Origin of the sequence: Enterococcus sp. 12C11_DIV0727 (assembly GCF_002148425.2) — a bacterium.
GTDB lineage: Bacteria > Bacillota > Bacilli > Lactobacillales > Enterococcaceae > Enterococcus_L > Enterococcus_L lemimoniae.
The window spans coordinates 988,028-1,012,322 of the sequence record NZ_CP147248.1 but is presented as its reverse complement, the minus strand read 5'-3'; the positions used below and the strand labels follow the sequence as shown (position 1 = coordinate 1,012,322).

Genomic DNA, 24,295 nt, shown 5'->3' with positions numbered 1-24,295 from the left:
AGACAGCGATTTAGTAAAGGAAAATGCAGAATGAAGAATTTTTTTCTAGAAGGAGACAAATTCGTCGGAAAGTCCACATTATTACAAGAGGTAATCAGAGCTACTGGGAAATCTATCAGTGGTTTTTATGTGAAACGCAGAATTGGTGAACAAGGTCAGATTGTTGGTTTTGAACTGAGAGCTGCAAAAGAATTACTTCAAAAAGAAGCCAATTTAGAGCCGATTGACGAACATTGTTTTATTCAAACTGAAAACGGCAAACGAACGAGAAACCTGCAAGTGTTTGAAACATGGGGCAAGTTTTTATTAGAAGAAGCGAAAACCTATTCAGCTGATCTTATTTTATTAGATGAAATCGGTGGGATCGAATTACTATCACAAAGCTTCACAAACGAGCTTTTAACAATGATTCAACAACCGCAAAAAATAGTTGGGGTGTTTAAGTCAGATGTAAATTATCAAAGACAAAAGAAGCATACAATTGAAAAGTTAGAGATAGGAAGACAACGAGCACAGCTAAAACAAACTATTCTCAAAAATGAAGGACAGATTTTAGCATTAAATGAACATAATTTTGCTGAAATCAAAATGCAACTGTCTGAATTTTTAAAGAGATAATTTTTTTGATGGTCGTTATCTTTTTAGAGTATAACGAAAGGAGGTTTTGTAATGACGGAGCAAGAAGCCTTTAATTATACGCTCAATTTGAAATTGCGGACAAATCGCATTTTTTTTGGGCCTGGCGTTGTTGAACTACTCCAACGGATTTCTCAAACAGGCTCACTAAATACTGCTGCTAAACAGATGCGCATGTCTTATAACAAAGCTTGGCGGATGATCCAAAAAGCTGAGGAAGAACTAGGTTATCCTCTAGTCAATAAAAGTGTAGGTGGGAATAATGGCGGTGGTTCCACCGTAACGAGCCAAGGAAAAAAATTAACAGCAAAGTTTTTGCTTTTTCAAAAGAAAACGTATCAAATCACCAATCAGTATTTTGCAGAGATTTTTAGTGATGAATTAGATTTAGAATCAGTAGAGTTGGAGGAAAGAGAATGAAAGAACTTTTTCTACGAATAAATGAAGCAATCAAACAAAGAGAAGATACGGTTTTAGTTACGGTTACTGAAAGTTCAGGATCGACACCTAGAGCTGCTGGTGCTCGTATGCTAGTTGATAAATCTGGTCGGATAAATGGCACGATTGGTGGTGGCGCAGTAGAGTTTCGCGCAGAAAAAATTGCGAAAGAGGTTCTGAAAGCACAACGATCTCGAGCAGAGACCTTTATTTTAGCACCCAATGATGTTGTCGATCTGGGTATGATTTGTGGGGGGAATGTGGCGCTGTTTTTTCAATATCTTAGTTGGCAAGATGCTTCTGTTCAAGCCATTTGCGAAGAGGTTATCCAGCATTTTAACCGTAATCAGCAATGTTGGCTGATCACTGAAATCAATGCTGAAAGAGAAAATGGTTTTGGAGTGTATAGCGTAGAAACAGGATTAATCGGAAATATACCAGCTAAATTAAAAGAGGAGAAGTTTAAAGTTGGTTTATCAGAAGTAAAACTGAATGAACGGATTTATTCAGTGGAAGCATTGTTGCAACTTGGAAAAGTTTACGTTTTTGGTGCTGGTCATGTTGCTCAGGCGTTAGTTCCTATTTTAAAAACAGTAGAATTTTATTGTGTTGTTTTAGATGATCGGGAACAATTTTTAACCGAAGCAGTTTTTCCAGATGCCGATCAGAGAATGGTCGTTGATTTGGGTAATCTTGCCGCATCGATCCAAATTACAGAGGCAGATTATGCCATCGTGATGACACGAGGCCATCAATTTGATTTTCTAATAGCTAAGCAGTTATTAGAAACTCCAGCACATTACATCGGTGTCATGGGCAGTAAGCAAAAAATTGCTGTCCAAGTCAAAAAATTAAAAGAAAGCGGATTTTCAATGAAAGACATTGAACGAATCAATATGCCGATCGGCCTAAAAATAAAATCAGAAACACCAGCTGAACTGGCAATTAGTGTTGCCGGTGAGTTGATTGAAAAAAGGGCGGAAAGACCAAAGGGATAGCGGTCAACAATAGGGGTGAATTTAGTGGAAAACAAACAGTCGACAACGAAACAGAAAAAAATCATTCTTTTAGCTTCCGTCTTGCTTTTTCTACTCGTCTTTATAATTTCCTTTTTTTTAGGGAAGTTTCCGATTGCGATGGACGATTTTTTTAAGGTTGTTTTGAATAAAATAATCCCTTTAGAGCAAACCTGGAGCAGTCAAGTTGAGACGATTTTGTTTAAGATTCGTTTTCCTAGAATTATTATGGCAGTGGTGATAGGTGGCGGTATTTCTGTAGCTGGGGCAACTTATCAAGCTTTGTTTCAAAATCCAATGATCTCACAAGATATTTTAGGTGCTTCACAAGGTGCAGCTTTTGGTGCGGCTATGGGATTGTTTTTTTCATTGGCCTATGAACAGGTGATTTCGTTGTCTTTTATTTTTGGATTATTAGGTGTAGGTGCGGTTCTTTTAATGAGTCGTTTTTTGCGCACTGATTCGGTTTTAAACATGGTTTTGATTGGTATGATGATTGGCTCACTTTTTTCTTCAGCTGTTTCCTTTTTGAAATTGGTAGGGGATCCGACCAATACTTTGCCGGCAATCACCTATTGGTTAATGGGCAGCTTATCTTCGATCAATAAGCAAAATGTTGTATTTGCGGCCCCTTTGATTTTAGTAGGGATGATGCCCATTTTTTTATTACGTTGGCGCTTAAATGTGATTTCTCTAGGAGAAGAAGAAGCGTTGAGTTTAGGAGTAAACAGTCGTGTTTTACGCGTGATTTTGATTCTGGCTGCGACCTTGATTACAGCAAGTGCAGTATCGGTTAGCGGACTGATTGGTTGGGTAGGGTTGGTTGTACCGCATTTTTCAAGGATGTTAGTTGGCAATGATTATCGCTATAGTATTCCGATGACTGCTATATTAGGCGGTACTTTTCTGTTATTTGTAGATGATTTTTCACGCTTGATTACAACTAGTGAGATACCGATCGGGATTTTAACTTCATTTATTGGTGCGCCGATTTTTCTTTTATTGATTGCTAAAAATAATCGTTCAGTTAGACAGTGAGGAGGAATTTCAATGCTTGAAGTTATTGATTTAGCATTTGCCTATAAACAGCAAAAAATATTGAATGACATTTCATTTACATTAGATTATGGACAATCGGTTTGTTTATTAGGAAAAAATGGTGTGGGGAAAAGTACGTTGTTTAAATGTTTGCTAAGAGTGTTGGAGCCAAGTTTGGGAAGTGTTAAAATCAATGATCGTTCGATTCAACAGTGCTCAAGAAACGAGCTTTCTAAGTTGATTTCATATATTCCGCAAAAACAACGAGGTATTTTTCATTTTACTGTGTTTGAAATGGTCTTAATGGGTACAACTGCTAGATTAAAAAATTATCAGCAACCTGGAACAGTTGAAAATGAGTTGGCGGAAGCGGCCTTAGTCGCACTCAATATCACGCATTTAAAGAATCGTATTTTTTCAGAAATAAGTGGAGGAGAGCAACAACTTGTGATCATTGCTCGTTCAGTGGCTCAGCAAAGTAAAATCATTATTATGGATGAGCCTTGTGCTAATCTTGATTACGGCAATCAGATAATGGTTTTAGAAATGATTCAAACACTAGCAGCGCAAGGTTATTTGATTATTCAATCGACCCATGATCCTAATCACGCACTTCAATATGCTGACTATGTCTTAGTTTTACAAGAGGGTCAACTATTACAAGGAATACCCAAAACGATTTTAACGAGCCAACAGTTAGAGGCCATTTATCGTGTACCGATCACTGTACATACAATAGCTTCAACTGGAAAAAGAATCTGTTTGCCAACAAAAAAATAAATCGATTGAAACAGAAAGGATAGAATTTTAATGAAAAGAAAGATAAATTTGCTTTTAGTATTAGGATTAGCACTAGTTACAATTATTGGTTGCACTACTAACGAAAAAAAAACCAATGAAACTGAAAAAACGCAAACAGCTATTAGTTCCGAAAACAAACAGTCAGATGGGACACGCATTTTTCTTGATTCTGCTGGGCGTGAGGTAATCATCCCAACACAGATCAATAAAATAGCCCCTTCTGGACCACTGGCTCAAATCGTATTGTATACTAGCTCCCCTGATCTACTTGTTGGTTTAGCCAGCCCTTTTTCGTCAGAGGCTAAAGAGTTTATTGATATAAAATATCAGAAATTACCGGAATTTGGACAATTTTACGGAAAAAACGCTAGCTTAAATATGGAAGCCTTGAGTGCTGCTGAACCAGATGTCATTATCGATATCGGTGAGGCTAAAAAAACAGTGAAAGAAGATATGGACAAATTGCAAGAGCAAATCAATATTCCCACGCTTTTCATTGAAGCAAATTTAAAAAATATGCCAGAAACCTACCAGAAATTAGGTGAATTATTAGGAAACACACAAACAACAGAAAAACTTGGTTCCTATTGTCAACAGGTCATAGAAAAAGCTGATAGTGTTCGATCTTCACTAAAAGAATCAGAGCAAAAAAGTATCTATTATGCAGCCGGAAATGCTGGACTAAACACAAATGCTGAAGGCTCATTTCATGCTCAAGTGATTGATGAGATTGGCGCAAAAAATGCGGCAACAGGTGTTGATGTTGTGTCAAAAGGTGGCGGAACCGTTATTTCGATGGAACAGCTAGTTCAATGGCAGCCAGATTATATTTTAGCTGAGACAAAAGCTGTCTATGATCAAATCAAAACTGATGAGTCATGGCAAGAATTAACAGCGGTCAAAGCTGGCAAGGTTTATCAAGTGCCAACTGCACCCTATAACTTCATTAGTTCACCGCCGTCTGTCAATCGGATCATTGGCATTCAGTGGTTAGGGGCGTTAGTTTACCCTGAACAATACAAACTAAATATGGAAGAGACAGTTAACGAGTTTTACAAGCTATTCTACCATGTTGAACCGACAGCAGAACAAGTCAAAATGATTCTGACAAATGCACAATAAAGAGACAAAATAACGGGAGGGATTTTATGCAAATCAAAACAGAATTACCAGAAATAGTTGCGGAGTTCGATGATGCTAGACGTCAAGGTTTTATTCAAGTAAAAGAACTAAAAGAACAAGGAGTACCGGTTGTTGGTGTGTATTGTACTTTCATGCCAGAAGAAATCGTCTTAGCAGCTGATGCTGTCCAAATTAGCCTCTGTTCGACGTCAGATGAAACGATTTCAGCTGCAGAAGAGGATCTACCTAGAAATCTTTGTCCGTTGATCAAATCCAGTTATGGTTTTGGGAAAACTGATAAATGCCCATTTTTCTATTTTTCCGATTTAGTTGTAGGGGAAACAACTTGTGATGGAAAGAAAAAGATGTATGAATACATGGAAGAATTCAAACCACTGTATTTAATGAACTTACCAAACGCACGAAATTCAGAGGCAGCGTTTGGCTTATGGAAAGATGAAATCATTCGTTTTAAAGAAAAATTAGAGTCATTTCTTGATGTGGAGATTACAGAAGAACGCATTCAAAAAGCGGTTCGTCTAAAAAATAGAGAGCGAGCAGCTAGAAAAAAGTTTTATGGACTTGGGAAACTAAATCCGCCTGCAATTGAAGGCTCAGAAATTTTTAAAGTGATGTATGGCGCAAATTATACTTTTGAAAAGGAAAGTCTGATCCAAAAATTAGAGGATACAACTGCAAAAATCATCGTACAATATTCCGAAAACCATCAGCCTAATGGAAAACCTAGAATTTTAATCACTGGTTCACCAATGGGGGGTGTAACGGAAAAAGTGATTCGTGCAGTCGAAGAAAATGGTGGAACCATCGTAGGATTTGAAAATTGTACAGTAGCCAAGGCTGTTGAACGGCTAGTCGATGAAGAGAATGAAGACGTTTATGAAGCCTTAGCAGAGAAATATATCGATATTGGTTGTGCCTGTATGTCTAATAATACCAGTCGTTTTGATTTATTAAGCCAAATGATCGATGACTATCAAGCTGATGGGGTTTTAGATATGGTGCTACAATCCTGCCATCCATATTCGATCGAAGCATTGAAGGTTCGGCGTTTTTGCCAATCTGAAAAAAATGTACCGTATTTATATTTAGAAACAGACTATTCTACGGCAGATATCGAGCAAATCAATACTCGAGTGACAGCCTTTATCGAAATGTTAGAGGCGCGCTCATCATGAAAGTAATTGGTCTTGATAGTGGATCGACGACAACGAAAGGTGTTCTCTTTGAACAAAACAATCTGGTGAAAAAATACTTGGTACTAACTTCAGGTGATCCCAAACAAGCAGCTGCAGAAGTTGTGACAAAACTAAGTGGAAATGAACCCTGTAAATTGATTACGACTGGCTATGGTCGCAAACTGTTAAAAGCCGATAAAGCAGTTACGGAAATCACTTGTCATGCTAAAGGAGCATCATATCTAAGTCCTGGAATTCAAAATGTGATCGATATCGGTGGGCAAGATAGTAAGGTGATCAGGATGGACACTGATGGGCATGTCTTAGATTTTAACATGAATGACAAATGTGCCGCTGGAACAGGACGCTTTGTAGAAGTATTAATGCGGACCTTAGGGGAAAGGATCGATCTGATTGATCCCTTTGTGGCCTTAGCTGAGCCAGTAAAAATCAATAGCATGTGCACCGTATTCGCAGAATCAGAAGTCATTAGCTTGATTGGAAAAGGCGAAAAAAGAGAAAATATCGCTTTAGGAGTCTTGCATTCGATCGCGGCTCGTATTAGTAATCAACATCGACAGATTAATCCTGATCAAGGTCCGATTTTTTTTTCTGGCGGTTTGTCTCATAGTAAGAAAGTTGTAGATTTAGTTGCTGAATATACTCAAAAAGAAGTATACTATGATCAAGAACTATCTCAATACGCAGGCTCGATTGGGGCTGCATTGATCGGTATTCAACAAAAGTGAATAAAAAATATTTTTTTTGCTAAATAATAATTTTTAGACTAAAATTTTATGGTATAATCATAGTGATAAAAAGCTATAATTATAACAGAAATTGAGGTGTAAAGAAAAAATGTATTCATTAGTTGTAAATGGTAAGACAGAAACCTGTGACACGAATAAAAAGTTAATGGACTTTCTTCGTGAAGATTTAAGGTTGACTGGGACAAAAGATGGTTGTAATCAAGGTTCTTGTGGCGCTTGTTCAGTATTATTAAATGGAAGGGTTTCCAAAGCGTGTTTATTTAGCTTAGAAAAGGTAGATGGAAAAGAAATTGTCACGATCGAAGGCTTGGACCAACATCAAAAAGATGTTTATGCCTATGCTTTTGCTAAGACTGGCGCTGTTCAATGCGGTTATTGTATTCCAGGGATTGTTATTTCAGCTCACGGATTATTGAACAAAAAAGCCGAACCTAGTGATGAAGACGTTCGCAAAGCAATTCGTGGGAATATCTGCCGCTGTACAGGTTATGTCAAAATTGTTGAAGCAATTCAATTAGCAGCTAAAATGTTTCGTGAAAAATTGAGCATTCCAGAAGAGCAGTCAAATGGAAAATTAGGAGAAGACTTCAAACGAGTAGATGCTGTTGAAAAAACCTTAGGAACAGGACAATATGTAGATGACATCACAATTGAAGGAATGCTTCATGCATCAGCTGTCCGCAGTGCCTATCCAAGAGCGAAGGTTTTAAAAATCGATATAAGTAAAGCTGTTGAGCATCCAGAATGTGTTACAGTGCTGACAGCAAAAGATGTTCCTGGAAACAATAAAATCGGTCATTTGGAATTTATCTCTGATTGGGACGTTATGATATCAGTTGGGGATACCACACGTTATGTTGGTGATGCGATTGCCTTGGTTGTTTCTACAACAAGAGAAGCTTTAGAGGAAATCAAAGAATTAGTAGAAATCACTTATGAAGAACTGACACCAATAACTTCATGTGAGGCCGCATTAGTAGAAGATGCACCATTGATTCATGAAAAAGGCAATATTTTATCTCATGAACATCTTATTCGTGGTAATGCGGATGAGCAGTTGGCTTCATCTGAATATGTTGTAACCCAACATTATTCAGTTCCGATCAATGAACATGCATTTATGGAACCTGAATGTGCCATTGCAATGCCTGAAGGTGAGGATGGTATTTTACTATATAGTGCAGGTCAAAGTATCTATGATGAACAACGAGAAGTTGCTCGTATGTTAGGGGTGGAAAAGGAAAATATTCATGTTCAAGCGAAATTAGTCGGCGGCGGTTTTGGCGGAAAAGAAGATATGAGCGTGCAACATCATGCTGCTCTTGCGGCTTGGTGTTTACAAAAACCAGTCAAAGTTTTACTTAGCCGACAAGAAAGCCTAATGATTCATCCAAAACGTCATGGCATGGAAATGGACTTCACCACAGGTTGTGATGCACAAGGAAATCTAACGGCTATGAAAGCTGTCATTTATGCAGATACGGGAGCCTATGCTTCTTTAGGCGGGCCTGTTCTTCAACGAGCATGCACACATGCGGCTGGTCCCTATAAATACCAAGATATTGATGTCGAAGGTTATGCTGTGTATACAAATAATCCACCAGCTGGTGCTTTCAGAGGTTTTGGGGTTTGCCAAACAGCTTTTGCAATTGAAAGTAATCTTAATCTATTAGCGGAAAAAGTCGGTATTTCTCAATGGGATATTCGCTATAAAAATGCAGCAGAACCTGGAGATTCTTTGCCAAATGGTCAATTAGTTTCAAAAAATGCCGCATTGAAAGAAACGTTACTGGCTGTTAAAGATGCCTATGAAAACGCTGAAATTGCTGGAATTTCTTGTTTCTTTAAAAATAGCGGGATCGGCGTTGGATTATCAGATGTTGGTCGTTGTATTGTTTCTGTTGAAGACGGTAAGGTTCATGTTAGAACTAGTGCGGCTTGTATTGGACAAGGGATGGCAACGGTGACAACTCAAGTCGCATGTGAAACCTTGGATCTACCGCCAGAAATGATTATTGCTGAAGCGCCAGATACGCGCCGAACACCAGATTCCGGTACGACAACAGCCTCTCGCCAATCTTTGTTTACAGGTGAAGCGACCAGAAGAGCAGCGATGCAATTACGTTATGAGCTTGATATGGGGCGTGCGTTGTCTGATTTAGAAGGACAAGAGTTTTACGGAGAATATTCAGCTAAAACAGATCCTTTGATCAACGATAAGAAGAGTCCTGTTAGTCATGCAGGCTATGGTTATGCAGCAGAAGTTGCGATTTTAGATGAAAAAGGCAAAGTCGAAAAATTTGTGGCAGCATATGACATGGGGCAAGTCGTCAATCCTAAGGCAGCAGAAGGGCAAATCGAAGGTGGGATCGTAATGGGGATGGGTTACGCATTGACCGAGAAATTTGTCATGGAAGATGGTTATGTCAAAGCAAAATACGCTACGCTAGGCTTGCTAAATGCTGCTCAAGTGCCACCAATCGAAACAATTTTAGTTCAAGCGGACAATATTCATGATGGCTTGGCTTATGGAATCAAAGGTGTGGGAGAATTAGCAACGATCCCGACCGCACCAGCTTTGGCTGGTGCTTACTATGCACTTGATGGAAAACTAAGATCCACATTACCTATGGAAGATACTTTTTATCAAAAGAAATAACTGAATGATTCTGTGAGGTGCTGAAAAAACGATACACAAAAGCGCAAAAAACGCATCCGATAAAGACAATTGGGTGCGTTTTTATTTTTAACGATCGATGAAATCAAAAGGAGTAAACCAATGCTGAAAGTAAGTGCAATCATTATGGCTTCAGGATGTTCTGTACGAATGGGAACAAATAAACTCTTTCTTGATTATCAAGGGGAGACTTTTTTGGAGCGGACGTTAAACCTCACTAAAAAAATGCCATTTTTTGAACGGATTTTAGTTATTTCACCTGAAAACTTGCAGGGATTAAAGTTACCTACTGATCTAAAGGTCGTTCAAAATATAGAAGCACAGAAAGGGCAAAGTGCAAGCGTTCGTTTAGGAACAAAAGCGGCTACTGGAGAAGGCTATCTTTATTTAACTGTCGATCAACCACGATTAACGCAAGCGTTGCTTGAATCCCTTTTTTCAGCTTACTCTAAAGAAACCATCGTTTTTCCAATTGATCAAAGGGAAGCACCATGTAGTCCTATGTTTTTTGGTGAAGCGTTTCGTTCTGAATTACTAAAGGTTACAGGAGCTTCTGGTGGTCGAGTTGTTCGGGATAATCATCCAGAAGCTTGGCGTAAAATTCGTGTAGACAGGCCTGAATGTTTGATTGATATCGATACGCCAGCAGAATATCAGAATTTAACCAATCAAAGCATTTGTCACAGTAGGAAGGGATAAAAAGATGAAACAGTCTGTGTATCTAAACCATGCAGCTACTTCAAATCACAAATTTGAAGCGACTATTCAATCATTATGTCAATACTTAGAAAGAAATAATAATTTAAATACGAATCGTGGTTCACAAAATATCGATGAACTTGAAGTGGTTTTTGAGGCTCGCCAATTGTTGGCGGAATTTTTTCATGCACCTGATCCGGCACATATTATTTTTACGGCAAATGCAACGACTTCACTAAATATGGTGCTAAATGGTCTATTAAAACCAGGGGATCATGTCTTAACAACTGAAGTAGAACATAACGCCGTGGCTAGACCTTTACACCTGCTAGAAAAGCGACAGAATATTTCAGTGACACGTATTCCTTGCAAATTAGATGGCAGGCTTGATCCAGAAATAATTGAATCACTGATTCGTCCAGAAACAAGAGTCATAGTGATGACACACGCATCCAATGTATTAGGGACGATTTTACCTGTGAAAGAATGCTTTGAAATTGCAAAAGCACACGGTATCATCACAGTTTTGGATAGCGCACAAACTGCGGGTTTTTTAGCAATTGATATAGAAGAGATGTTGATCGATGTTTTGGCATTTACAGGACACAAGAGTCTAATGGGGCTTTCTGGAATCGGAGGATTTGCTCTAGCACAAAATATGGAGCACAAAATCAAGCCCTGGATGAGTGGTGGTACAGGCAGTGCCTCGTTATCACTTGCGCAGCCTGATTTTTTACCAGATAAATTTGAACCGGGCACACAAAATATGTTAGGAATTTTAAGTTTGAAGAGTTCACTTGAATCTATAAAAGAACTTGGGCTCAACAAAATCGCAGATCATGAGCGCGCCCTGACCTCGCGATTTTTGACGGGATTAAAAAAATTGCCTGTAACAATTCTAGGATGTACAGAAGCAATTCAAAGGGTACCCGTTGTTTCAATCAAGTCAGCAAGGGTTGATTCTGGAGAACTTTCTCAGCAATTATTTGATCGCTATCAGATTGTCACACGATCGGGATTACATTGTTCTCCGTTGGCACACCAAACTGCTGGAACGCTAAAAATCGGTGCAGTTCGTTTTAGTTTTGGTTGGAATACGACCTTAGATGAAATTGAGTACACTTTAAAAGCCTTAAAGGAAATTTTGTCAGAATAAAGATGAAGGAGAAAAAGGATGGATTTTTTATCACAATGTACGTCAGGTGGGTGTGGTGCCAAAATTGGACCAAATGAATTAGTTGGTTTTTTAGGTGGTTTGCCCAAATTCTCTGATGAAAAGTTATTAGTCGATTTTAATGCATCTGATGATGCAGCAGTCTATCAAGTATCAGAAAATCTTGCGCTGATCTCAACAGTGGATTTTTTTTCACCGATGGTCGAAGATCCCCGCACTTTTGGCAGGATTGCCGCAGCAAATGCACTGAGCGATGTTTATGCAATGGGAGGAGAAGTGTTGTTTGCATTGAACTTAGTTTGTTTTCCAGAGAAAATGGCAAAACAAAAGCTTTCAGAAATCCTGATTGGCGGTGCTGAGAAATTAAAAGAAGCACAGGCTTCATTAGCTGGTGGGCATTCGATCTATGATCATGAACCTAAATATGGATTAGCCGTTACAGGACAAGTGGACCCAAAAAAAATCATTCATAATAATACTCCAAAAGTCGGCGATATTTTGATTCTTACTAAAGCCTTGGGGGTGGGACTAGTTCAATCTGCTGTTAGAGGAGGAGTAGCGTGTAAAACATCAGAAAAGGCAGCAATCGCCTCGATGGAACGACTAAATAAATATGCGGCTGAAAAGATGCGTGATTTTCCTGTTCATGCGTGTACAGATGTGACCGGTTTTGGCTTATTAGTGCATGCATCTGAAATGGCGGGGGCAGATGTGACGCTTGTGATTGATCCAGAACAATTACCACTTTTACCGCACGCCTATCATTATGCAGAAGAGTTTTTAGCAACAGCGGCCGGACAAAGAAATCGCCAATTCTTGGAAACTAAAATTGACTTGACCAACACTACGCCAGCATTTCAGGAGATTTTATTTGATCCTCAGACCTCGGGCGGATTACTGATTAGTGTCGCTGTACAGAAGGCTGTAGAATGTCTTGCGGCAATCCAAAAAGATGATCCAGTAGCGGCGATTATAGGGGAAGTTTGCCAGAAAGAATCAGATCAGTCGATTATTATTGTATGAGAAAGAAGGAGCAGCAATGAAAAAAATTAATGCTTTAGGTAAACCCTGTCCAATTCCAGTGATTGAAGCAAAAAAAGCGATTCGGGAAATCAAGAATGATGGTGGGCTTATTGAAATCATCGTAGATAATGAAGTTTCTGTGAAAAATATCGAGAAAATGGCTAAGGGATTGGGGCTTAAAACAACCAGTCAAACACTAAAAAACGATGAATTTACGGTTGAAATCGTCGTTCCCAAAAATCAAGATCAGTTAAACCAAACAGTATCAGATAGTGAATTAGTCGTTGCTTTTGGACGTAAAACTATGGGGGACGGTGATCCAGATTTAGGGGCAATGCTATTAAAAAGTTATATTTATTCTTTGACTGAACTAGATACACCACCAGAGCATCTCTTGTTCTTTAATAGTGGGGCATTTTTGACGAATCAAGGCTCCAATACATTGAATGACTTGAAAGTGTTAGTAGATAAAGGGACACAGATCAGTACGTGTGGTGCCTGTTTAGATTTTTACCAAATCAAAGAAACATTAGCAATCGGTGAAATCACAAATATGTATGGGATTTCAGAAGTAATGGCGCAGGCGAAAAAAGTCATCAATTTCTAAAACGAGGTGGAAAAATGGAGTATCTTTTAACGTTTCAAAATACCCATTATGCGGTTCATAGTGAGAAAATTTTACTCAATAAAAAAATACCTGTTTCAGTTATGGCACTACCGACAAGCTTAGGCGATTTTTGTGGTATTTGTTTAAGACTGGCGAGAGAAGATTTTGAACAAGGGCGAATGCATTTAGCGGATGCTAAGATACCGATTAAAGGAGTATTTACAATTGAAGGAAGTAACAGTGAAAGGAAGTATGTCCCATGGAAACCTTGAGCGGCTGTTTTGATTTTCAAGGTCAACAAGTCGTTTCATTGATCGGCAGTGGTGGAAAAACAAGCTTGATGTGGTATCTTGCTGAGTATTATCGTGATCAAACTATTTTAGTCAGCACAACGACGAAAATTGGTTATCCAGTGGAACAATCATATGATTATTTTTATAGTGAAGACTTTTCAACACTAGGTAAAGATGGATGTGGGATCACATTGGCAGGTTGTTTGACTGCTGATGGCTATAAATTGGGTGCACTGCCTCTTGCTGTCTTCCGACAATCACTTCAGTATTTTGACAAGGCATTTTTAGAGGCCGATGGTTCCAAGCAATTACCTTTAAAAGGCTGGGAAACCTTTGAGCCTGTTGTGTTGCCGGAAACAACTGTTACGATTGGTTTGATTCCCATCTCTGCTGTAGGAAAAGCTATTGATGATAGAACGATCCATCGTTTGCCGCTTTTTCTGCGTGCAACCGGGGCTACTCAAGGAGCAAAAATCCATGAAGAAACATTAGCTGAAATCATTACTAGTCCCACAGGTTTATGGGAGAAAAGTCAGGGACAACGGATTCTTTGTATCAATCAGGTGGAAACACCAGCGCAATTGAATCAGGCAAAAAAAGTCTTATCCTTATTACCACAAATGTTGTTAAAACGCTTGAGTAAAGTGATTGCCTGCAATATTCAATCGAAAGAAGGCATTGTATTATGGGAAAAATAAAACAATCGATTTCTGAAGCAATCATAGCTGTAAGAGGTGGTGGCGATTTGGCAACAGGCGTGATTCAAAAATTAGTTCATGCCGGTTTTAAAGTCGTCATTTTAGAAACAGCCAAACCTTTAGCAATTCGCCGTACTGTGGCCTTGTGTACGGCTATTTTTCAAGGAAAACAGCAGGTAGAAGATCTAGAAGCTATTTTAGTAGCTGATGTCTCGGAATGTTCCGCAATCTGGGCTGACGGGCAAATCCCCATGCTGGTTGATCCCACAGCAAGTTCATTATCTGAGTTACAACCAACCGTTTTGGTAGATGCAATTTTAGCTAAAAAAAATTTAGGAACGAACAGAAAAATGGCACCCATAACAATTGCTTTAGGACCAGGTTTTTCAGCACCAGAAGATGTTGATGTTGTAGTTGAAACGATGAGAGGGCATTATTTAGGACGCTTGTATTTTGAAGGGCGTGCTATCCCGAATACTGGGACACCTGGTGAAGTTGGTGGAAAGAGTGCGGAACGCGTTATCCATTCGCCAGCCTCAGGAGCTGTCAAACACATAAAAAAACTCGGTGATGTCGTAAAAAAAGGCGAAGTACTTTTTTATGTTGGAAAAGTAGCTGTACAATCACCATTAGATGGTGTTCTAAGAGGGATGATTTCAGATCAAGTATCCTGTCAAACGGGACTAAAATGTGGCGATGTCGATCCTCGTCCTATTGACCAAGTAGATTGCTTTACGATATCAGATAAAGCACGAGCATTAGGTGGTGCTGTTTTGGAAGCGGTTCTTTGGTTAGGGCGAGAAAAAAACTTGTTTTAACACGGATGAAACAGATTTGCTAAAAATTATTTTTTTTACCTAAAAAATATTGTTTTAAAGTAGCTGTTTATGTTATAGTATAAGTGAAGTTTTTACATGATTTTGATCTAAAAAAAGAAAGCGTTTTAGCGCATTTGTTTATATGTGAAAAAGGTAATTTGGAATAAGAGATCCTTAACAGGTACGACAGACATGTAGTTTTGTTGATATTAAGTATGAAAAGAATGAAAAGGGTTACAACTCAATCTTTTTATACTTTAAAATATTATGTAAAAAAGTTGAGAGGATGAGTAAATATGGCATTGGTTAAAATCATTTATGCAAGCATGACAGGAAACACCGAGGAGATTTCAGAAATCATAGAAAGTACCGTACAAGAAGCGGGATTTGATGTAGAAAGAGAAGAGTGTTCAGAAGTAGATGTTGACTTTTTTGATGATGCAGATGCTTGTGTGCTTGCTACTTATACTTATGGCGATGGTGAATTGCCATTTGAATTTGAGGATTTCTATGATGAGTTGGAGGAAAAGGATTTAGCTGGAAAAATTTTTGGCGTTGTTGGTTCTGGAGATCGTGAGTATGGCGATTTGTTCTGCAAATCAGCCCATGATTTTGTAGCGGCTTTAGAAAAATCTGGTGCAAAAAAAGTTGCCGAAACAGTTGAAATTGAAAATAATGCAGAAGATGAAGATGTTGAAGCATTAAAAAAATTCGTTCAGGAACTAACGGCTGGGTTATAGAGATAAGCAGATATCATATGAAAGAAGGAAAAATGAATGAGGCTATTCATTAACGGTAATCCATATGTATAAGATAACCAAAAAGGTTCATCTTTCCAAAAATGAATATGATTTTTGGATCGAAGCTCCTCGAATCGCAGCAAAAGCACAACCAGGGCAATTTGTAATTCTCCGTATCAATGAAGTTGGAGAACGGATTCCTTTGACGATTGCAGATGCGGAACCTTCCAGCGGTAGCATTCGTTTGGTATTTCAAGTAATCGGTAAAACAACTGCTGAACTTGGTACTCTAAAGGTTGGCGATGCTATTTTAGATTTAACAGGACCACTTGGCATGCCGACCGAAATAAAAAATTACGGGACCGTAATGATCGTAGGCGGTGGGGTTGGTATCGCTGCAATTTTTCCAATTGTTAAAGGATTAAAAAAAGTGGGAAATCGAGTCATTACGATTCTTGGTGCCAAAACCGCAGAATTAGTGATTCTTCAAGATGAGTGTCGTGAATATTCCGATGAGTTGATCATTACAACAGATGACGGCACTCTTGGTATGAAAGGACTTGTAACTGAAGCAATGGAACAAGTGATTGCCAGAGAAACAGTTAATTGCAGCTGGGCGATTGGTCCCAGCGTAATGATGAAATTTTGTACGATGACTGCAACAAATCATAAATTACCGATTTACGTTTCATTAAACCCAATCATGATCGATGGAACAGGTATGTGTGGTGGTTGCCGGGTAACGATCGATGGAAGTATTAAATTTGCTTGTGTTGACGGTCCGGAATTTAAAGGAACTGAGGTCAATTGGGAAGAGTTTATCAGTCGGATGAAACAATATAAGACTGAGGAAGAAAATAGTTTAACAAATTACCAAAAAGCGCAGGTGGGGAATCATGGCTAGAAGAAGCAGAACAAAAACACCCATTACTGAACAAGATCCTGCTCTTCGCAAAACAAATTTTTCTGAAGTTTGTTTAGGCTATACAATCGAAGAAGGACAAGCAGAAGCAATTAGATGCTTACAATGTAAAGATGCTCCTTGTATCTCCAGTTGCCCTGTGATGATCGATATTCCTGGATTTATCCTTGCAATCAAAGAAGGCCATATGCAAGAAGCCGCTAATGTATTAGGAAAATATACAAATCTTCCAGCTATTTGCGGTCGAGTTTGCCCTCAGGAAAAACAATGTGAACAAGTTTGTAAATTAGGGATGGCGAAAAATTTTGAACCAGTCGCAATTGGCAAACTTGAGTGTTTGGTGGCTGACTGGGCTTTGGAAAATCAAGACTTTTCTAGACATATTCAGAATGATCAACCAAAAATCGGGCGAATCGCTGTGATCGGCTCCGGTCCATCGGGCTTAACGGTTGCAGGGGATTTAGCCAAAATGAACTATGAGGTCATCGTTTATGAAGCTCTACATGATTCTGGCGGTGTCTTGACGTATGGTATTCCGGAATTTAGATTACCTAAAAGGATCGTAAAAAAAGAGATTGAAAGTATTGAAGCGTTAGGTGTAACGATCGAAACCAATATTGTCGTTGGAAAAACGATCACTATGGATGAGATCATGAACGATTTTGATGCTTGCTATATTTCTGTTGGTGCAGGAGCACCTAATTTTATGGGGATTCCTGGTACAGCACTAAATGGCGTTTATTCTTCTAGCGAATATTTAACACGGATCAATTTGATGCATAGTTATGAATTCCCAAAATATGATACACCGATGAAACAATCGGATAATGTCGTCGTGATCGGTGGTGGGAATGTAGCGATGGATGCCGCACGCTCAGCTAAACGTTTAGGTGCTGAACATGTCAGCATTGTCTACCGTAGATCACTGGAGGAGCTGCCAGCACGTATTGAAGAATATCATCACTCTGTTGAGGAGGATATCATGTATCATTGGCTGACTAACCCTATCGAATATATAGATAATGGTACTGGTGATTTAACTGGTGTGAAATGCGTCAAAATGGAACTTGGTGAACCAGATGAGTCTGGAAGACGTCGCCCTGTTCCAATCAAAAATAGTGAGTTTATTATCGAAGCTGACACAGTGATCGAAGCAATCGGTCAAGGGTCCAATAAAGTCTTATTATCTACTTTCCCAGAACTTACATTAACAAAATGGGGTTACATTGAGGCGGATCCAAAAACGGGAGCAACATCGATTCCCGGCATCTTTGCCGGCGGAGATATTGTTACAGGTGCAGCAACAGTGATTTTAGCCATGGGTGCTGGAAAAGTTGCTGCTGTAGAAATCGACAAGTATGTACGAGAAAAAAAGAAAACGCCCGTAACAACAAAAGTTTGAGGGAAGATAAAAGGTGAGAAAAATGAAAAAAACGAAGACAATGGACGGAAATACAGCCGCAGCGTATATTTCCTATGCCTTTACTGAAGTAGCAGCGATTTATCCGATCACACCAAGTTCTACGATGGCAGAATTAGTCGATGAATGGGCAGAAACTGGCTTGAAAAATGTCTACGGACAAAAAGTCCAAGTAATTGAAATGCAATCAGAAGCTGGAGCCGCAGGTGTTGTTCATGGTTCATTAAAAACAGGTGCTCTAACAACAACCTATACAGCTTCACAAGGTTTGCTGTTGATGATCCCTAATATGTATAAAATAGCTGGTGAACTTTTACCAGGTGTTTTTCATGTAGCAGCAAGAGCGATCACGACAAGTGCTTTGAGTATTTTCGGGGACCATGGAGATGTTATGGCAACTCGCCAAACTGGTTTTTGTATGTTGGCCGAATCCAGTGTACAAGAAGTGATGGATCTTTCAGCAGTAGCACATTTAGCTAGTATCGAAGGTAGCTTACCTTTCGTTAATTTCTTTGATGGCTTTAGAACGAGTCACGAATTACAAAAAATCGAAGTATTGGATTATGCTGATTTAAAAGGGATGCTGGATCAAGATGCAGTGGACCGCTTTAGAAAAAGGGGGATGAACCCAAATCATCCAACAGTTTCAGGAACAGCTCAAAATCCAGACATTCATTTTCAACAAAGAGAAACAGTTAATGCCAATTACGAAGCAATGCCGAGAATCGTTCAAAAGTATATGAATCAAATCAATGAATTACGTGGTACGAATTATGATCTTACAGACTATTATGGTGCGGATGATGCAACAGAAGTCATTATTTCCATGGGATCAGCTTCACCAGTTATTCAACAAACGGTAGATTATTTAAATGAGCAAGGTCGCAGAGTTGGTCTGATCAATATCCATTTATACCGTCCATTTCCAACAGAAAACCTATTAGAAAAATTACCAAAAACAGTGGAAAAAGTTGCGGTTCTAGATAGAACAAAAGAAGCTGGAGCTGACGGAGAACCATTGCTTTTAGATGTTCAAAGCGCGTTATATCAACATGAAAATCGTCCGATCGTAATTGGTGGGCGTTATGGATTAGGCTCAAAAGATGTAACACCTAATCAAATCAAAGCGGTCTATGATCATCTATTATTACCATTTGCTGAATTGAAACAACGTTTTACAATCGGAATCGTAGATGATGTGACCTATCGCTCATTACCGCATGGCGAGGTGTTGGATTTAACCCCTAATTCAACATTCCAAGCAAAATTCTGGGGCTTTGGATCAGACGGAACAGTTGGTGCCAATAAACAGGCAATCAAGATTATCGGTGATAACACTGATTTATATGCTCAAGCTTATTTTAGTTATGATTCTAAGAAATCAGGCGGCTTGACTCTTTCTCATTTACGTTTTGGAGAAGAACCGATCACTTCAACTTATTTAGTAGAACAAGCAGATTTTATTGCCTGTCATAATGCTTCTTATATTCACAATTATGATTTATTAAAAGGCTTGAAAGACGGCGGGACGTTTTTATTGAATACTATTTGGGACAAGGAAAAAGTCTATCGATTACTTCCAGCGAAGCTAAAACAATACATTGCGCAACATAATATTCAATTTTATATTATCAATGCTGTTGAATTAGCTCGAGAAGTTGGGTTGGGTCGCAGAATCAATACGGTAATGTCCACTGCGTTTTTTGAAGTAACGGATATTATGACGCGAGAAGAATACATGCCTTTACTAAAAGCAGAGGTTCAAAAAACATATGGCAAAAAATCAAAAGAGATTGTCAATAAAAACTACCAAGCAATTGATAGAACCTTTGATTCACTTCAAAAAATCGAAGTACCATCAGAATGGGCAACGATCGTCATTGAACCTGAGAAAAAAGATCTAACCTTGCCTAAGTATGTTACGAATATTCTACAGCCAATCAATCGCCAAGAAGGGAACGACTTAACGGTTGGTGATTTAATCGACAATGGCATGAAAACAGGTGAAATGCCAATGGGCACAGCGGCCTATGAAAAACGTGGGATTGCTTTAGAAGTGCCAGAATGGCAGATGGATAAATGTACCATGTGTAATGAATGTGCTTTTGTTTGTCCACATGCAGCGATTCGCCCATTTTTAGCAGATGAAGCTGAGATGGAAGAAGCACCAGAAGGATTTGTTGCTAGAGAAATGCGCGGTGCTGACGGTTTGATGTATCGGATTCAAGTCTCTTTAGAAGATTGTACAGGTTGTGGTTTGTGTGTTCAAGCCTGCCCTGTCAAAGAAAAAGCCATTCTTATGAAACCTTATGAAGAACAAAAAGAGCAAGCAATCAACTGGGCCTTTGCAATGACCTTGCAGCAAAAAGAAAACCCAGTTAGAAAATTATCAGTCAAAGGCTCTCAATTTAATCAGCCATTGATGGAATTTTCAGGAGCGTGTGAAGGGTGTGGCGAAACACCGTATATCAAACTATTAACACAGCTATTTGGGGATCGTATGATGATGGCAAATGCAACAGGTTGTTCTTCTATTTGGGGTGGCTCCTCTCCTGTAACACCTTATACGACCAATGAATGCGGTCAAGGTCCTGCTTGGAGTAATTCACTGTTTGAAGATAATGCTGAATACGGCTACGGCATGTATGTAGCCAATAAAACAAAACGGCAATATTTAGCGGATCAAGTGCAAGAAGCAGTCGATAAAAAACTAGGAACAGAGGAGCTTCATGCTTTAATGGAAGATTGGTTAGAGCATTATTTGGAAGGTGAAGGAACACAGCAACGAGCAACGAAACTAGCTGCTGCTTTGAGTGAGGAATATCAAACAGATCCACTTTTGGAACAAATCTATCAACAAAGTGATTTACTTGTAAAAACCAGTCAATGGATTGTTGGTGGTGATGGTTGGGCTTATGATATTGGTTTTAGTGGAATCGATCATGTTTTAGCGAGTGGAGCCGACGTCAATATTTTTGTCATGGATAATGAAGTTTATGCAAATACAGGTGGTCAAACATCTAAAGCAACACCAGCTGCTGCTATCGCAAAATTCTCTGCTGGGGGAAAACAAACATCTAAAAAAGATCTAGGCATGATGGCGATGACTTACGGAAATGTTTATGTTGCTCAAATTGCATTGGGTGCTAATTCAATGCAGACAATCAAAGCCATTGATGAAGCGGAACGCTATCCAGGACCATCATTGATTATTGGCTACACACCTTGTATCAACCATGGTGTTAAAGGTGGAATGATCGAAACATTGGCATTAGCAAAAGAAGCTGTTGAGTCAGGTTATTGGCAATTGTATCGTTATAATCCACAACTTATTGAAAAAGGTAAAGATCCTATGGTCATTGACTACAAAAAAGCTGATTTCTCTAAAATACGTGATTTCCTTGAAAAACAAACTCGTTTCTCTGCACTTCATACAATCAAAGACAATCAAGAAGTTGTAGAAGATCTTTTAACGAAAACAAAAGATGATGCAGAAGACCGTTCTGAAAATTATGTTAAATTAGTGAGTCAGATAAAGAAATAAAAATAGGGTCGGACAAATGACCTTAGCAGGTAAAATGTCAGAGTTTCAAAAAGCTAATGGAATCGAAATACAGTCTGTTTTTTAGGCGCTTATTAAAATCAGGAGTATGAAACAAAACTAATTTTTAGTTTTGTTTCATACTCCTTTTTATATAATACTAAAAATAGATAGGATGATAGAAACCAGCTAACTACATAGGATTGATAAAGTAATCAGGTAGTAGAAGATAAATAAATCATTTAACCAAAAAACTAAATTTAGTTCAATTTACTGATTGATAACGCTATCATTTCTGATATTATAATAAGTAAAGAGGTCTGACTTGTTGGTGAGGAGGACAGAGAATTATGGAAGAAAAAGTATATTTGCCAAATATCAAAGTACACGCTGGAGAAATAGCCAGCAAAGTGATTGTTTGTGGTGATCCAGGGCGTGCTAAACAGATTGCAGAGCTATTGGATGACGCACAAGAGCTATCATTTGCAAGAGAATATCGGATTTTTAATGGGGTTTATCATGGAACTAACGTGACAATTGCCAGTCATGGAGCAGGTTGCCCAGATGCAGTAGTTTCTTTTGAAGAGTTGATTAAAGCGGAAGCAAAAGAAATCATTCGTGTCGGAACAGCTAGTTCATATGTAGAGGAATTACCACCAGGTAGTTTGATTGTTGCAGATTCGGCAGTTCACGAAGACGGTTTAACTTACCAATTGGTTCCTAGAGGAATGCCGGCTGTTGGGGATCTTTCTTTAGTACAGAAAGTAGAAAAAAATGCTGCAACGAAAGATATTCGCTTTAAAAGAGGTACGATTTTTACCTTAGATGTTTTTTATTCAGGAGCAGTGGCATTTCCTCATATGGAATACAAAGCAGCAGGAGCATTGGGAGCTGAAATGGAGCTTGCATCATTGTATATCATTGCACGGATGCGTGGAGTAGCAGCGGCAGGGATCTTTGCTTTAGATGGTTATGCGTTTTCTGATATGATTGACTATAATCCTCATACCGAAGTTGTTGGAAAAGTAGTAGAGGCTGAAATTACGATTGCCTTAGAAGCTTTATGTGATGAATAATTGATTTCAACTCATTATTATTTCTGAATATGCTATAATTTATAGACAATTATTCAGGAGGATCTAATGACAAATTTTAAAATTAAAAAACAAACATTAGCGCAAGCGACGTATCAAAAATTAAAAACATTAATAGAAAGTAAAGAGTTATCGGAAGGGAAAAAGCTTTCCTCAGAGTTAAATCTGTCTAAAATGCTAGATGTAAGCAGACCTATTTTAAGAGAAGCTTTATTACGATTAGAGACGGAAGGTTACATTGTGAGAAAACATGGTGTTGGTACTTTCGTATTAGACAGTAAACCAAATTTACGCTCAGGATTAGAAAAACTTGATAGTATTACTGAATTTGTGACAGAACGCGATTATCAAATTGGTACAAAAATTACAGAAACGTTGCGTGCAGTTCAAGATCAAAAGATTGCTTCTGATTTATTATTGGAAACTGATCAAAAATTGGTTTATTTTCAGCGAGTCCGCACAGCAGACGGTGTTGCCTTTTCAATTGATGATGTGTATATTCCGGAAAAATATTTAGATGAACAATTATTAGAAGTTCAATCAAAAGAATCGATGTTGGAATATTTTGATCATGTTTTACAGCATAAAATCAAGAAGTCTGATTGTTTGTTTTATGCTGAAAATGCTAACCAAAAAACCGCAAAACAGCTGGAAATTGAAGAAAATCAAGCAGTTCAAATAATGGAACAAACCTTCTTTAATACCTTGAATCAGCCGGTTTTTTATTGTAAAACGACCGTTTCAAATACTATCTTACAGTTTTATTTTGTTCGTAACCGATAATTTAAAGAGGATTATCAATGAAAACACCACTTAAAAAAGTTGTATTAGAAACAGCTTTAACGGCTTATGAAAATGGGTTAATGGCAGGAACCAGCGGCAACTTCAGTGCGATTGATCGAGAAGCTGGAGTGATGGTGATCACGCCAAGCAGTATTCCTTATAGAGAACTTCAGGAAGATGTTATGAGTGTCATTGATCTGGAAGGATTACTGATTTCAGGAATGAAACCGTCTTCAGAATGGCAAATGCATATAGAAATCTATCGAACTTCACAACAAACAGGGGCAATTGCCCACACCCATTCTCCTTTTGCAACGGCATTCGCTGTATTGAATGAAGTCATTCCAACGGTTTTGATTGAAATGGCTCTGTTGGGAGGCGCAATTCCTGTGGCACCCTTTGCAATGCCTGGTTCAATTGAATTAGGGGTTCCGTAGCGGAAACATTGAATAAATATGAAGTAAATGCTTGTCTGTTGGAAAGTCATGGTGAATTAGCCATTGGAACAACGATGGCACAGGCCTATTCAAATGCTGTCTATTTAGAAGATGTTGCTAAGATTTATCATTATGCGCGGACTGTGGGTCAGCCGAAAATTGTGAAAGAAACAGCCATTAATCAAATGTTGGCTAGTATGAAGGGGTAGATAGCATGTTACAAGTAGAATCAGTCCGTTATTTAAAAGAAGAGAACCAAATTATTATTTTAGATCAAACCTTATTACCAATAAAACAAGAATATCTAACTATCTCAACAATCTTGTTAGCGATCATTCGCACCAAAGTGTAG

25 protein-coding genes are annotated in these 24,295 nt (G+C 38.5%); all 25 read left to right on the top strand.

Translation table 11 applies throughout. The features are described from left to right. Positions 1-30: 30 nt before the first annotated feature. The 25 genes from A5866_RS04900 to A5866_RS04780 all read left to right on the top strand — a co-directional run bounded on the left by A5866_RS04900 (position 31) and on the right by A5866_RS04780 (position 24,295). Positions 31-618, top strand: a complete 588-nt coding sequence (locus A5866_RS04900; RefSeq protein ID WP_086279063.1) for a nucleoside-triphosphatase — start codon at positions 31-33, stop codon at positions 616-618. Between the two features lie 51 nt (positions 619-669). Then, the gene (locus A5866_RS04895) at positions 670-1,056 is read left to right on the top strand and encodes a winged helix-turn-helix domain-containing protein (protein WP_086444206.1); all 387 of its coding nucleotides are present in this window, start codon (positions 670-672) and stop codon (positions 1,054-1,056) included. Continuing rightward, positions 1,053-2,072 (top strand): xanthine dehydrogenase accessory protein XdhC, encoded by a 1,020-nt coding sequence (xdhC, locus tag A5866_RS04890; RefSeq protein WP_086444207.1) that lies wholly within the window; start codon positions 1,053-1,055, stop codon positions 2,070-2,072. Before A5866_RS04895 ends, xdhC begins: the two co-directional genes overlap by 4 nt. A 24-nt stretch (positions 2,073-2,096) precedes the next feature. Next, entirely contained in the window at positions 2,097-3,128 is a 1,032-nt protein-coding gene (locus A5866_RS04885; RefSeq protein WP_086444208.1) for a FecCD family ABC transporter permease, read from the top strand. 12 nt (positions 3,129-3,140) lie between these two features. Next, complete coding sequence (locus A5866_RS04880; RefSeq protein WP_086444209.1) at positions 3,141-3,908, top strand: ABC transporter ATP-binding protein; 768 nt, start codon at positions 3,141-3,143, stop codon at positions 3,906-3,908. 30 nt (positions 3,909-3,938) lie between these two features. After that, a complete protein-coding gene (locus A5866_RS04875) occupies positions 3,939-5,051 on the top strand; it encodes an ABC transporter substrate-binding protein (protein ID WP_086444210.1) in 1,113 nt (370 codons plus the stop codon). Positions 5,052-5,077: 26 nt separating this feature from the next. Continuing rightward, positions 5,078-6,247: a double-cubane-cluster-containing anaerobic reductase gene (locus A5866_RS04870; RefSeq protein ID WP_086444211.1), complete on the top strand. Its 1,170-nt coding sequence runs from the start codon at positions 5,078-5,080 to the stop codon at positions 6,245-6,247. Next, positions 6,244-6,996, top strand: a complete 753-nt coding sequence (locus tag A5866_RS04865; protein ID WP_086444212.1) for an acyl-CoA dehydratase activase — start codon at positions 6,244-6,246, stop codon at positions 6,994-6,996. The genes A5866_RS04870 and A5866_RS04865 overlap by 4 nt, the downstream gene beginning before the upstream one ends. 109 nt (positions 6,997-7,105) lie before the next feature. Then, complete coding sequence (gene xdh, locus A5866_RS04860; protein WP_086444213.1) at positions 7,106-9,676, top strand: selenium-dependent xanthine dehydrogenase; 2,571 nt, start codon at positions 7,106-7,108, stop codon at positions 9,674-9,676. Between the two features lie 120 nt (positions 9,677-9,796). Then, complete coding sequence (locus A5866_RS04855) at positions 9,797-10,393, top strand: NTP transferase domain-containing protein (RefSeq protein ID WP_086279072.1); 597 nt, start codon at positions 9,797-9,799, stop codon at positions 10,391-10,393. Positions 10,394-10,397: 4 nt separating this feature from the next. Then, the gene (sclA, locus tag A5866_RS04850; protein WP_086444214.1) at positions 10,398-11,549 is read left to right on the top strand and encodes a selenocysteine lyase SclA; all 1,152 of its coding nucleotides are present in this window, start codon (positions 10,398-10,400) and stop codon (positions 11,547-11,549) included. Positions 11,550-11,567: 18 nt separating this feature from the next. Further along, the gene (gene selD / locus A5866_RS04845) at positions 11,568-12,590 is read left to right on the top strand and encodes a selenide, water dikinase SelD (protein ID WP_086444215.1); all 1,023 of its coding nucleotides are present in this window, start codon (positions 11,568-11,570) and stop codon (positions 12,588-12,590) included. Between the two features lie 16 nt (positions 12,591-12,606). Continuing rightward, positions 12,607-13,197, top strand: a complete 591-nt coding sequence (gene yedF, locus A5866_RS04840) for a sulfurtransferase-like selenium metabolism protein YedF (protein ID WP_086444216.1) — start codon at positions 12,607-12,609, stop codon at positions 13,195-13,197. Between the two features lie 14 nt (positions 13,198-13,211). Further along, positions 13,212-13,469 carry a DUF3343 domain-containing protein gene (locus tag A5866_RS04835; protein ID WP_086279076.1) on the top strand — a complete coding sequence of 86 codons (258 nt, stop codon included), beginning with the start codon at positions 13,212-13,214 and terminating at the stop codon, positions 13,467-13,469. Then, positions 13,457-14,188 carry a selenium cofactor biosynthesis protein YqeC gene (yqeC, locus tag A5866_RS04830; RefSeq protein WP_086279077.1) on the top strand — a complete coding sequence of 244 codons (732 nt, stop codon included), beginning with the start codon at positions 13,457-13,459 and terminating at the stop codon, positions 14,186-14,188. The genes A5866_RS04835 and yqeC overlap by 13 nt, the downstream gene beginning before the upstream one ends. Further along, the gene (gene yqeB / locus A5866_RS04825) at positions 14,176-15,006 is read left to right on the top strand and encodes a selenium-dependent molybdenum cofactor biosynthesis protein YqeB (RefSeq protein ID WP_086279078.1); all 831 of its coding nucleotides are present in this window, start codon (positions 14,176-14,178) and stop codon (positions 15,004-15,006) included. The genes yqeC and yqeB overlap by 13 nt, the downstream gene beginning before the upstream one ends. A gap of 296 nt (positions 15,007-15,302) precedes the next feature. Beyond that, positions 15,303-15,746, top strand: coding sequence for a flavodoxin (locus A5866_RS04820; protein WP_086279079.1), 444 nt, complete (start codon positions 15,303-15,305; stop codon positions 15,744-15,746). 64 nt (positions 15,747-15,810) lie between these two features. Then, positions 15,811-16,650, top strand: coding sequence for a sulfide/dihydroorotate dehydrogenase-like FAD/NAD-binding protein (locus A5866_RS04815; RefSeq protein ID WP_086444217.1), 840 nt, complete (start codon positions 15,811-15,813; stop codon positions 16,648-16,650). After that, a complete protein-coding gene (gene gltA, locus A5866_RS04810; protein ID WP_086444218.1) occupies positions 16,643-18,070 on the top strand; it encodes an NADPH-dependent glutamate synthase in 1,428 nt (475 codons plus the stop codon). Before A5866_RS04815 ends, gltA begins: the two co-directional genes overlap by 8 nt. A 22-nt stretch (positions 18,071-18,092) precedes the next feature. Further along, the gene (nifJ, locus tag A5866_RS04805) at positions 18,093-21,632 is read left to right on the top strand and encodes a pyruvate:ferredoxin (flavodoxin) oxidoreductase (RefSeq protein WP_086279685.1); all 3,540 of its coding nucleotides are present in this window, start codon (positions 18,093-18,095) and stop codon (positions 21,630-21,632) included. Between the two features lie 347 nt (positions 21,633-21,979). Continuing rightward, positions 21,980-22,705 carry a hypothetical protein gene (locus A5866_RS04800; protein ID WP_086279082.1) on the top strand — a complete coding sequence of 242 codons (726 nt, stop codon included), beginning with the start codon at positions 21,980-21,982 and terminating at the stop codon, positions 22,703-22,705. Between the two features lie 66 nt (positions 22,706-22,771). Beyond that, a complete protein-coding gene (locus tag A5866_RS04795; protein WP_086444219.1) occupies positions 22,772-23,506 on the top strand; it encodes a GntR family transcriptional regulator in 735 nt (244 codons plus the stop codon). A 17-nt stretch (positions 23,507-23,523) separates the two neighbouring features. Continuing rightward, a complete protein-coding gene (locus A5866_RS04790; protein ID WP_217871549.1) occupies positions 23,524-23,943 on the top strand; it encodes a class II aldolase/adducin family protein in 420 nt (139 codons plus the stop codon). Positions 23,944-23,951: 8 nt separating this feature from the next. Further along, entirely contained in the window at positions 23,952-24,152 is a 201-nt protein-coding gene (locus A5866_RS04785) for a class II aldolase/adducin family protein (protein ID WP_217871551.1), read from the top strand. 5 nt (positions 24,153-24,157) lie between these two features. After that, positions 24,158-24,295: a hypothetical protein gene (locus tag A5866_RS04780; RefSeq protein WP_254907542.1), complete on the top strand. Its 138-nt coding sequence runs from the start codon at positions 24,158-24,160 to the stop codon at positions 24,293-24,295.

What these genes read in the sequence shown, in the direction of transcription:
- yqeC (WP_086279077.1), top strand. Translation starts at nt 13,457, where the DNA reads ATGGAAACCTTGAGCGGCTGTTTTGATTTTCAAGGTCAACAAGTCGTT.
- A5866_RS04790 (WP_217871549.1), top strand. Translation starts at nt 23,524, where the DNA reads ATGAAAACACCACTTAAAAAAGTTGTATTAGAAACAGCTTTAACGGCT.
- gltA (WP_086444218.1), top strand. Translation starts at nt 16,643, where the DNA reads ATGGCTAGAAGAAGCAGAACAAAAACACCCATTACTGAACAAGATCCT.
- sclA (WP_086444214.1), top strand. Translation starts at nt 10,398, where the DNA reads ATGAAACAGTCTGTGTATCTAAACCATGCAGCTACTTCAAATCACAAA.
- A5866_RS04815 (WP_086444217.1), top strand. Translation starts at nt 15,811, where the DNA reads ATGTATAAGATAACCAAAAAGGTTCATCTTTCCAAAAATGAATATGAT.
- A5866_RS04855 (WP_086279072.1), top strand. Translation starts at nt 9,797, where the DNA reads ATGCTGAAAGTAAGTGCAATCATTATGGCTTCAGGATGTTCTGTACGA.
- A5866_RS04820 (WP_086279079.1), top strand. Translation starts at nt 15,303, where the DNA reads ATGGCATTGGTTAAAATCATTTATGCAAGCATGACAGGAAACACCGAG.
- xdh (WP_086444213.1), top strand. Translation starts at nt 7,106, where the DNA reads ATGTATTCATTAGTTGTAAATGGTAAGACAGAAACCTGTGACACGAAT.
- A5866_RS04800 (WP_086279082.1), top strand. Translation starts at nt 21,980, where the DNA reads ATGGAAGAAAAAGTATATTTGCCAAATATCAAAGTACACGCTGGAGAA.
- A5866_RS04880 (WP_086444209.1), top strand. Translation starts at nt 3,141, where the DNA reads ATGCTTGAAGTTATTGATTTAGCATTTGCCTATAAACAGCAAAAAATA.
- A5866_RS04795 (WP_086444219.1), top strand. Translation starts at nt 22,772, where the DNA reads ATGACAAATTTTAAAATTAAAAAACAAACATTAGCGCAAGCGACGTAT.
- A5866_RS04780 (WP_254907542.1), top strand. Translation starts at nt 24,158, where the DNA reads ATGTTACAAGTAGAATCAGTCCGTTATTTAAAAGAAGAGAACCAAATT.
- selD (WP_086444215.1), top strand. Translation starts at nt 11,568, where the DNA reads ATGGATTTTTTATCACAATGTACGTCAGGTGGGTGTGGTGCCAAAATT.
- yqeB (WP_086279078.1), top strand. Translation starts at nt 14,176, where the DNA reads ATGGGAAAAATAAAACAATCGATTTCTGAAGCAATCATAGCTGTAAGA.
- A5866_RS04900 (WP_086279063.1), top strand. Translation starts at nt 31, where the DNA reads ATGAAGAATTTTTTTCTAGAAGGAGACAAATTCGTCGGAAAGTCCACA.
- yedF (WP_086444216.1), top strand. Translation starts at nt 12,607, where the DNA reads ATGAAAAAAATTAATGCTTTAGGTAAACCCTGTCCAATTCCAGTGATT.
- A5866_RS04895 (WP_086444206.1), top strand. Translation starts at nt 670, where the DNA reads ATGACGGAGCAAGAAGCCTTTAATTATACGCTCAATTTGAAATTGCGG.
- A5866_RS04870 (WP_086444211.1), top strand. Translation starts at nt 5,078, where the DNA reads ATGCAAATCAAAACAGAATTACCAGAAATAGTTGCGGAGTTCGATGAT.
- A5866_RS04835 (WP_086279076.1), top strand. Translation starts at nt 13,212, where the DNA reads ATGGAGTATCTTTTAACGTTTCAAAATACCCATTATGCGGTTCATAGT.
- xdhC (WP_086444207.1), top strand. Translation starts at nt 1,053, where the DNA reads ATGAAAGAACTTTTTCTACGAATAAATGAAGCAATCAAACAAAGAGAA.
- nifJ (WP_086279685.1), top strand. Translation starts at nt 18,093, where the DNA reads ATGAAAAAAACGAAGACAATGGACGGAAATACAGCCGCAGCGTATATT.
- A5866_RS04865 (WP_086444212.1), top strand. Translation starts at nt 6,244, where the DNA reads ATGAAAGTAATTGGTCTTGATAGTGGATCGACGACAACGAAAGGTGTT.
- A5866_RS04875 (WP_086444210.1), top strand. Translation starts at nt 3,939, where the DNA reads ATGAAAAGAAAGATAAATTTGCTTTTAGTATTAGGATTAGCACTAGTT.